This is a genomic window from Yersinia artesiana (assembly GCF_902726545.1).
In the GTDB taxonomy this organism is placed as follows: Bacteria; Pseudomonadota; Gammaproteobacteria; order Enterobacterales; family Enterobacteriaceae; genus Yersinia; species Yersinia artesiana.
This window is the reverse complement of the sequence record NZ_CACVAD010000016.1, coordinates 85,658-93,672: the sequence shown is the minus strand read 5'-3', so window position 1 is coordinate 93,672 and position 8,015 is coordinate 85,658. Positions and strand designations below refer to the sequence as shown.

Genomic DNA, 8,015 nt, shown 5'->3' with positions numbered 1-8,015 from the left:
CGAAACAGGCTTCGATATCGTCTTGCGAGTGCCCACACAGATTGTCTGATAAATTGTTAAAGAGCGTTCGTTACCTGCTTGCCTTGCGGCGAATCTTACGGTAACGCGGGAGGCAGATAATACGCTTTCCCGCTACAGAGTCAACCACTTAATCAGTTAATTTTCTCTGCTCTTCCCGGCCACTCTGTGAAGTTGCTCACAGCGCCGTGTCGATGGATGCGCATTATAGGGAGCCGCTTCAGAATGGCAAGGGTTTATCTTAAAGTTTTTTCTGACTGCCGATTATTTGAACGTTACGATTACTTGTGACGCATTTTTATGGCTTTCGGCAGGTCAGCCAGACTATTTAGTACCAAATCCGCTGCTGCCTCACCTTCCGCTGTCACAGGTTTGCCAGTGCGAACCAATACTTTAGTACCGATATTTGCAGCTAATGCTGCCTGCATATCTTCAATCTTGTCGCCAACCATATAAGAAGCAGCCATATCTATGTTCAATTCACTTTGTGCTTGCAGTAACATGCCAGGTAATGGTTTACGGCATTCACATGTTTCACGGAACTCAGCTACACTGCCATCGGGATGATGTGGGCAGAAATAGATACCATCCAAATCAACACCGCGATCAGCCAGCGACCAATCCATCCACTCGGTGAGGCTCAGGAATTGCTCTTCAGTAAAGATACCGCGTGCGATACCCGATTGGTTGGTGACCAAAACCAGAGCAAAGCCCATTTCTTTCAATTCACGGCAAGCATCAATAACACCGTCTATAAACTGAAAATTATCAATTTCGTGGACATAACCGTGGTCGACATTAATTGTTCCATCACGATCTAAAAATATTGCGGGGACGGGCTGAGTCACTTATCTACTCCTGAGGGCGGTTAACGCCTCTAGTATCGCATGTTTTATTACCGATTGAGAATGGAAGAGAATCAGTGTTGTCAGTTGACTTAGCCGTCTAGACGCCTTAACATCCAATCTATGCTTTGGTTTTTGCCAAAGCTTACTTTTTATCTAGCCACGGAAATGACGATAAAATAAGAATAATATGATTAAACTTTCTCACATCAGCAAAGTATTCCAGCAGGGTTCGCGCACGATTACCGCGCTTTCGGACGTGAGTCTACACGTCCCTGCTGGGCAAATTTATGGCGTTATTGGTGCCTCAGGTGCCGGCAAAAGTACATTGATTCGATGCGCCAATATGTTAGAGCGCCCTACCAGCGGACAAGTATTGGTCGATGGACAAGATCTCACGACCTTATCTGAAGGGCAGTTGACTCGCGCACGCCGCCAGATTGGCATGATTTTCCAGCACTTCAATCTACTTTCTTCCCGCACGGTGTATGGCAATATTGCGCTGCCGCTTGAGCTGGACAACACACCACGCGCAGATATAAAGAAGAGAGTCACCGAGTTGTTGGATTTAGTTGGGCTTGCCGACAAACAAGACGCGTATCCAGCGAATTTGTCCGGTGGACAGAAACAACGCGTTGCAATCGCCCGTGCTTTGGCGAGTAATCCTAAGGTTCTGCTGTGTGATGAAGCCACCAGCGCATTGGACCCAGCGACCACCCGCTCAATTCTGGAGCTGCTGAAAGATATTAATCGTCGTTTGGGCCTGACCATTCTACTTATTACCCATGAAATGGACGTGGTGAAACGTATATGTGATCAGGTTGCGGTTATCAGCGAAGGTAAATTGATTGAAAAAGATAGCGTCAGCGAAGTGTTCTCTCATCCGAAAACCCCACTGGCTCAGCAATTTATTCAATCAACGCTGCATTTGGATATTCCGGAAGATTACGCACTGCGTATGACTCAAGAACCCACCAAAGATCGAGTACCACTGCTGAAACTGGAATTTACCGGTCAGTCGGTTGACGCCCCGTTAATATCACAGGCTGTACGTCGCTTTAATATTGATATCGGTATCCTTAGCTCGCAAATGGACTATGCCGGCGGCGTTAAATTTGGTGTCATGCTGGCTGAACTGCATGGCGACAATCAGGATGGCCTCGCTGCCATCAAGTTTTTGCAAGATCATCATGTAAAAGTAGAGGTTCTGGGTTATGTCTGAGGCAATGATGTGGTTAATGGGCCGAGGCGTCTGGGAAACTCTAATGATGACGTTTGTCTCCGGCTTCTTTGGTTTTGTTTTGGGGCTACCGGTTGGGGTTCTGTTGTATGTCACCCGCCCAGGGCAAATTATTGCCAACAATAAGATTTACCGCACCCTGTCTGGGGTAGTGAACATCTTCCGCTCTATACCTTTTATTATCTTATTGGTATGGATGATTCCTTTCACGCGGATGATCGTTGGTACATCTATTGGCCTACAGGCGGCTATTGTGCCGTTAACAGTGGGCGCAGCTCCATTTATTGCTCGCATGGTGGAAAATGCTTTGCTGGAAATCCCATCGGGATTGGTTGAAGCAGCCCGTGCAATGGGTGCTACACCAATGCAAATCATCAAAAAAGTGTTGTTGCCAGAGGCCCTGCCAGGCTTAGTGAATGCAGCAACTATTACCCTGATTACCCTGGTGGGCTATTCCGCTATGGGGGGTGCAGTAGGTGCCGGTGGCTTAGGCCAAATCGGTTATCAGTATGGTTACATTGGTTATAACGCCACAGTAATGAATACGGTATTGGTATTATTAGTCATTTTGGTTTACCTGATTCAGTTCAGTGGCGATCGGATCGTAAAAGCCGTTACTCACAAATAGTTATTAATACATATAGTACCCAAAGGACTTGGGGTTACAGGTAGGTAGCAAACAACCTTGTAGCCCAAAGTACGAAGGGTATAGCGACTGCCTCACACAGCGGCGCATCTTAACGAATGTCTATAGAGGAAAGGATATGTCTTTAAAATTCAAATCTATCGCGGCAGTCAGTGCATTGATTGGTACTCTGGCCCTGGTGGGTTGCGGCCCCGCGGAAAAAGATCCAAACCACATTAAAGTTGGTGTAATTGTGGGTGCTGAACAGCAAGTTGCTGAAGTTGCTCAGAAAGTAGCAAAAGACAAATATGGTCTGGATGTTGAGTTAGTCACTTTCAACGACTATGTATTGCCAAATGAAGCACTGAGCAAGGGTGATATTGACCTGAATGCTTTCCAGCATAAACCTTATCTGGATCAGCAAATTAAAGATCGCGGCTATAAACTGGTTTCAGTGGGTAACTCATTCGTTTACCCAATTGCTGGTTACTCTAAAAAAATCAAATCATTGGAAGAACTGCAACCTGGTTCGCAGGTAGCACTGCCAAATGATCCGACTAACCTGGGCCGTTCTCTGTTACTGCTGGAAAAAGTCGGTCTGATTAAACTGAAAGACGGTGTTGGTCTGCTGCCAACCGTACTGGATGTGGTTGAGAATCCTAAAAACCTGAAATTGGTCGAGCTGGAAGCCCCTCAGTTACCACGTTCTTTGGATGACCAACAAATCGCGCTGGCAATTATCAACACCACTTATGCAAGCCAAATCGGCCTGACACCAGCCAAAGATGGTCTGTTTGTTGAAGACAAAGATTCACCTTACGTTAACCTGATCGTTGCCCGTGAAGATAATAAAGACGCGGAAAATGTGAAAAAATTCGTTCAGGCTTATCAGTCTGATGAAGTTAATGATGCAGCAAACAAAGCATTCAATGGTGGCGCAGTTAAAGGCTGGTAATGACCAGTGGGCCATTTTGCTGAATATTAGGTTTCCTAAATTCAGTGTTTGCTAAATATATTTCAAGACGGGCTACAGCCCGTCTTGTTATTTGCATAATAGATTGCTTCAATAGCGCCTCTTAAATAAAAAGGCTGAGGAATTTCTATGCGTGCGTTACCTCTGTGTCTGTTAGCCCTCTCGCTAACTGGATGTTCCATGCTTCAATCAAAGCCATCCACCACAGAAAACCCGGTTAAGCAACCGCCTCCGGTTACCAAAACCAGCCCTACGGCAACCCCGCGCCCGGCACCGGTAAAACTTTATAAAAGTGCAGAAGAACTGGTTGGAAAGCCTTTCCGTGACTTAGGTGAGGTGTCCGGTGAGTCGTGCCAATCCACCGTTCAGGACTCCCCGCCGAGTATTGCAACCGCCCGTAAGAGAATGCAAACTCGTGCATCGTATATGAAAGCCAATGCGGTCTTGCTGCATCAATGTGAAATCATTAGCGGTGTTCCCGGTTGTTATCAGCAAGCCGTATGTCAGGGTTCTGCACTAAACGTTTCATCAAAATGAGTGTGTTTTCCTTTAATCAGATTGGCGTTATCCGCTCGCCCTATAAAGAAAAGTTTGCAGTACCGCGGCAGCCTGGTCTGATTGAGGATGGCGGTGGTGAGTTACAACTCTTAGCGCCCTATAATCAAGCAGAAGCAGTTCGCGGTTTGTCTGATTTTAGCCATCTATGGGTGATGTTCGTTTTTCATCAAACCATGGATGGTGGTTGGCGGCCTACAGTTCGTCCACCGCGCTTAGGTGGTAATGCCCGAATGGGGGTATTTGCCACCCGATCCACCTTTCGGCCCAACCCGATTGGCATGTCTCTTATTGAACTGAAAGAGGTACGCTGCCAGGGAGGTGAGGTAACTTTGGTGTTAGGCAGTCTGGATTTGGTTGATGGTACGCCCGTGATTGATATCAAACCCTATTTGCCTTTTGCGGATAGCCAACCCCATGCACGAGCGGGTTTTGCTCAAACAGCGCCTGATGCAGACATGCAAGTTTGCTTTTCCAGCATCGCTGAACAACAGTTAGTAGAGCAGCAACAACGTTACCCGCACTTACGGCGTTTTATTACCCAGGTTTTAGCACAAGACCCGCGCCCTGCCTACCGCAAAGGCGTTAGTGAAAGCCGAGAATATGCTGTTTTGCTACTGGAATTTAATGTGCGCTGGCGGGTTGTTGGAAACCAAACGGAAGTGTTATCACTCGACCCATGCTAAATTTCACCCTGCTCTCTTTTGACAACCGGTACTCGCTGGTAAACTAAACCACTTTTTACTTTTTTGGCTGCCTCTATTTGTTGCAGCGCTAATGGAACCAAAACATCATGCGTACTAGCCAATATTTGCTCTCCACCTTGAAGGAGACACCTGCTGATGCTGAAGTGATCAGCCACCAGCTGATGCTCCGCGCCGGAATGATCCGTAAACTGGCCTCAGGTCTTTATACCTGGTTGCCGACCGGAATTCGGGTATTGAAGAAAGTCGAAAACATCGTGCGCGAAGAAATGAATAACGCCGGTGCGATTGAAGTCTCAATGCCTGTGGTGCAACCGGCTGATTTATGGCAAGAGAGTGGCCGCTGGGAACAATATGGCCCTGAGCTGTTACGCTTTGTTGATCGTGGCGATCGCCCTTTTGTGCTTGGCCCAACTCATGAAGAAGTCATTACAGACCTGATTCGCGGTGAGATTAACTCTTATAAACAGCTGCCGTTGAATTTCTTCCAAATCCAAACCAAATTCCGTGATGAAGTGCGCCCACGTTTTGGCGTGATGCGTGCGCGTGAATTCCTGATGAAAGATGCTTACTCTTTCCACACCACTCAGGAATCATTGCAAGAAACTTACGATGCGATGTATGCCGCATACAGTAAGATTTTCGAACGTATGGATCTGAACTTCCGTGCTGTGCTGGCAGATACCGGCTCAATCGGTGGCAGTGCATCGCACGAATTCCAGGTGCTGGCAGACAGTGGTGAAGACGATATCGTGTTCTCAACCGAGTCAGATTATGCTGCTAATATTGAGTTTGCTGAAGCGCTGGCACCGTCTGAACCACGGGCTGTCGCAACAGAAGAGCTGCGTATCATTGATACTCCGAATGCAAAAACCATTGCTGAATTAGTTGAGCAGTTCAACCTGCCAATTGAAAAAACAGTGAAAACCTTAATGGTTCATGCTCATGAAGAGAGTGGCCATAAGTTGGTTGCTTTGCTGGTTCGTGGTGATCATGAATTGAATGAAATCAAAGCCGAGAAATTGCCACAAGTGGCTAAGCCACTCACCTTCGCCACCGAAGAAGAGATTCGTGCAATTATCGGTGCAGGCCCTGGTTCATTAGGCCCGGTTAATCTGCCACTGCCGGTTGTCATTGATCGCAGTGTGGCGGTGATGAGTGATTTTGGTGCCGGTGCCAATATCGATGGCAAACATTACTTTGGCATTAACTGGGAGCGCGATTTGCCGCTGCCACAGGTTGCTGATTTGCGTAATGTGGTTGAAGGCGATATCAGCCCAGATGGCAAAGGCACATTGCAAATCAAACGCGGTATTGAAGTCGGTCATATCTTCCAGTTAGGTACGAAATACTCGGAAGCGATGAAAGCGACGGTTCAGGGTGAAGATGGCCGCAATCAAGTGATGACCATGGGTTGTTACGGTATTGGGGTTTCCCGTGTGGTTGCGGCAGCAATTGAGCAGAATCATGATGAGCGCGGTATTATCTGGCCGGATGCGATTGCCCCATTCCAGGTTGCCATTTTGCCAATGAATATGCATAAATCTTTCCGCGTTCAGGCGCTGGCAGAAGAGTTGTATGCCACCCTGCGTTCACAGGGTATTGACGTGATTCTCGACGATCGTAAAGAGCGTCCGGGCGTGATGTTTGCTGATATGGAATTAATTGGCGTGCCACACAATATCGTCATTGGTGATCGCAATCTTGACAGCGAAGAAGTGGAATACAAAAATCGTCGTGCCGGTGAAAAGCAAATGATTAAAACCAGCGAAATTATTGATTTCTTGTTGAGCCAAATCAAACGCTAATTGACTACGCGCTCAATAAAACCGCTGGCTAGTGAATAGCTACCAGCGGTTTTTTATTATCTCACCAATGCCCGTTATTGATTCTCGCAGCTTTTGTTCGCATTAAACTGAATGCCATCTGCTGGGATCAGCGTTTTATCGGACTGCCCTTCTTCCATGGACGGGCGAATATCAAAATGACCATTGAGAGTCAGGAATACCGGCTCACCCACTTTTTTGCGAGCTTTTAGATACCCCTTTTCCAATGCAATATTATTTTCCACCGGGAAAGTTTTGCCCGTGACACAATCGGTGAATACCGCAGCATCAGCGAAATATTTATACATACCGCTTAATGGCATTGGGGTTTTAGGTAAAGGCTGTTCGCTGGGTACTAACTGATAATTCAAATTAGATTCAATCGGCAGGCCTTGCTGATCAAGCATCACCAAATTTTTACCAACAGGTCGGAAATAACGTTTCTCTCCCTGGCCGCTGGTTAACACTAATTTATCTGCCGTCCGTGCCCACTTACCATATTCGGCAAAGGTTTGATCGCCCTCTTTACTACCCCGATAAATCTCTTTCAAAACAAATGTTCCATCGCTGTCGAGGAATAACGAGGTATCCAAACCACTGCAATCAGCACAGGGTAAAATACCCTGATAGCTTTGCTGCATCGGTTGTAAAGCCTGTTCGACCGGCTGATGCCGATTATTACAACCTAATAGTGACAGTGCACCTACTGCCAAAAATAGCGTTATTGCTAATTTACTCACAGTCATTCTCCCATACTGTGCCCGATATAAAAGGATGAAGCCGCCTCATTCACATAGGGGCTGATATCGGTATCAATCCTGATGTATTTTACCGCGCAGTGCTTTTGTCGCTCCTTTGCGGACTTTGCTTTCAACGCGCCTGATTTTTGAACCTTTAGTTGGTTTCGTCGCCCGGCGTGTTTTTTCTACCACCATCGACTGGCGAATTAATGCCACCAGTCGCTGCTGAGCTGCCTCGCGATTCATATCCTGGCTACGGTATTCTTGTGCTTTGATAATGATGACCCCTTCGGCGGTCATCAAGTGACTATTAAGCGATAATAACCTTTCTTTATAATACTCTGGCAGGCTAGAAGCTTTAATGTCAAAGCGCAAATGAATGGCTGTCGAGGTTTTATTCACATGCTGCCCCCCCGCACCTTGGGCGCGGATAGCCGTCAATTCAATCTCACTGTCGGGTAAGCTGACATTATTGGATATGATCAACAC

The 8,015-nt window shown here is 46.8% G+C and carries 9 protein-coding genes; 6 read left to right on the top strand and 3 right to left on the bottom strand.

Annotated features, from left to right (window positions below):
* Positions 1-299: 299 nt before the first annotated feature.
* Entirely contained in the window at positions 300-866 is a 567-nt protein-coding gene (gene gmhB / locus HU019_RS07600; protein WP_005173139.1) for a D-glycero-beta-D-manno-heptose 1,7-bisphosphate 7-phosphatase, read from the bottom strand.
* 187 nt (positions 867-1,053) lie between these two features.
* On the opposite strand from gmhB, the gene metN reads away from it, so the two are divergent.
* The 6 genes from metN to proS all read left to right on the top strand — a co-directional run bounded on the left by metN (position 1,054) and on the right by proS (position 6,768).
* Positions 1,054-2,085, top strand: coding sequence for a methionine ABC transporter ATP-binding protein MetN (gene metN / locus HU019_RS07595; protein WP_174848659.1), 1,032 nt, complete (start codon positions 1,054-1,056; stop codon positions 2,083-2,085).
* Positions 2,078-2,731 carry a methionine ABC transporter permease MetI gene (locus HU019_RS07590; RefSeq protein WP_050078607.1) on the top strand — a complete coding sequence of 218 codons (654 nt, stop codon included), beginning with the start codon at positions 2,078-2,080 and terminating at the stop codon, positions 2,729-2,731. Before metN ends, HU019_RS07590 begins: the two co-directional genes overlap by 8 nt.
* A 136-nt stretch (positions 2,732-2,867) precedes the next feature.
* Positions 2,868-3,683, top strand: coding sequence for a MetQ/NlpA family lipoprotein (locus HU019_RS07585; protein ID WP_057621323.1), 816 nt, complete (start codon positions 2,868-2,870; stop codon positions 3,681-3,683).
* A 147-nt stretch (positions 3,684-3,830) separates the two neighbouring features.
* Positions 3,831-4,238, top strand: a complete 408-nt coding sequence (rcsF, locus tag HU019_RS07580) for an Rcs stress response system protein RcsF (RefSeq protein WP_174848657.1) — start codon at positions 3,831-3,833, stop codon at positions 4,236-4,238.
* Positions 4,235-4,942, top strand: a complete 708-nt coding sequence (gene tsaA, locus HU019_RS07575) for a tRNA (N6-threonylcarbamoyladenosine(37)-N6)-methyltransferase TrmO (RefSeq protein ID WP_174848655.1) — start codon at positions 4,235-4,237, stop codon at positions 4,940-4,942. Before rcsF ends, tsaA begins: the two co-directional genes overlap by 4 nt.
* Positions 4,943-5,049: 107 nt before the next feature.
* Complete coding sequence (gene proS, locus HU019_RS07570; RefSeq protein WP_174848653.1) at positions 5,050-6,768, top strand: proline--tRNA ligase; 1,719 nt, start codon at positions 5,050-5,052, stop codon at positions 6,766-6,768.
* A 74-nt stretch (positions 6,769-6,842) separates the two neighbouring features.
* Here proS and nlpE read toward each other — a convergent pair whose 3' ends face one another.
* Positions 6,843-7,526, bottom strand: a complete 684-nt coding sequence (gene nlpE / locus HU019_RS07565) for an envelope stress response activation lipoprotein NlpE (RefSeq protein ID WP_174848651.1) — start codon at positions 7,524-7,526, stop codon at positions 6,843-6,845.
* A gap of 72 nt (positions 7,527-7,598) precedes the next feature.
* Positions 7,599-8,015, bottom strand: coding sequence for an alternative ribosome rescue aminoacyl-tRNA hydrolase ArfB (gene arfB, locus HU019_RS07560; RefSeq protein WP_046050359.1), 417 nt, complete (start codon positions 8,013-8,015; stop codon positions 7,599-7,601).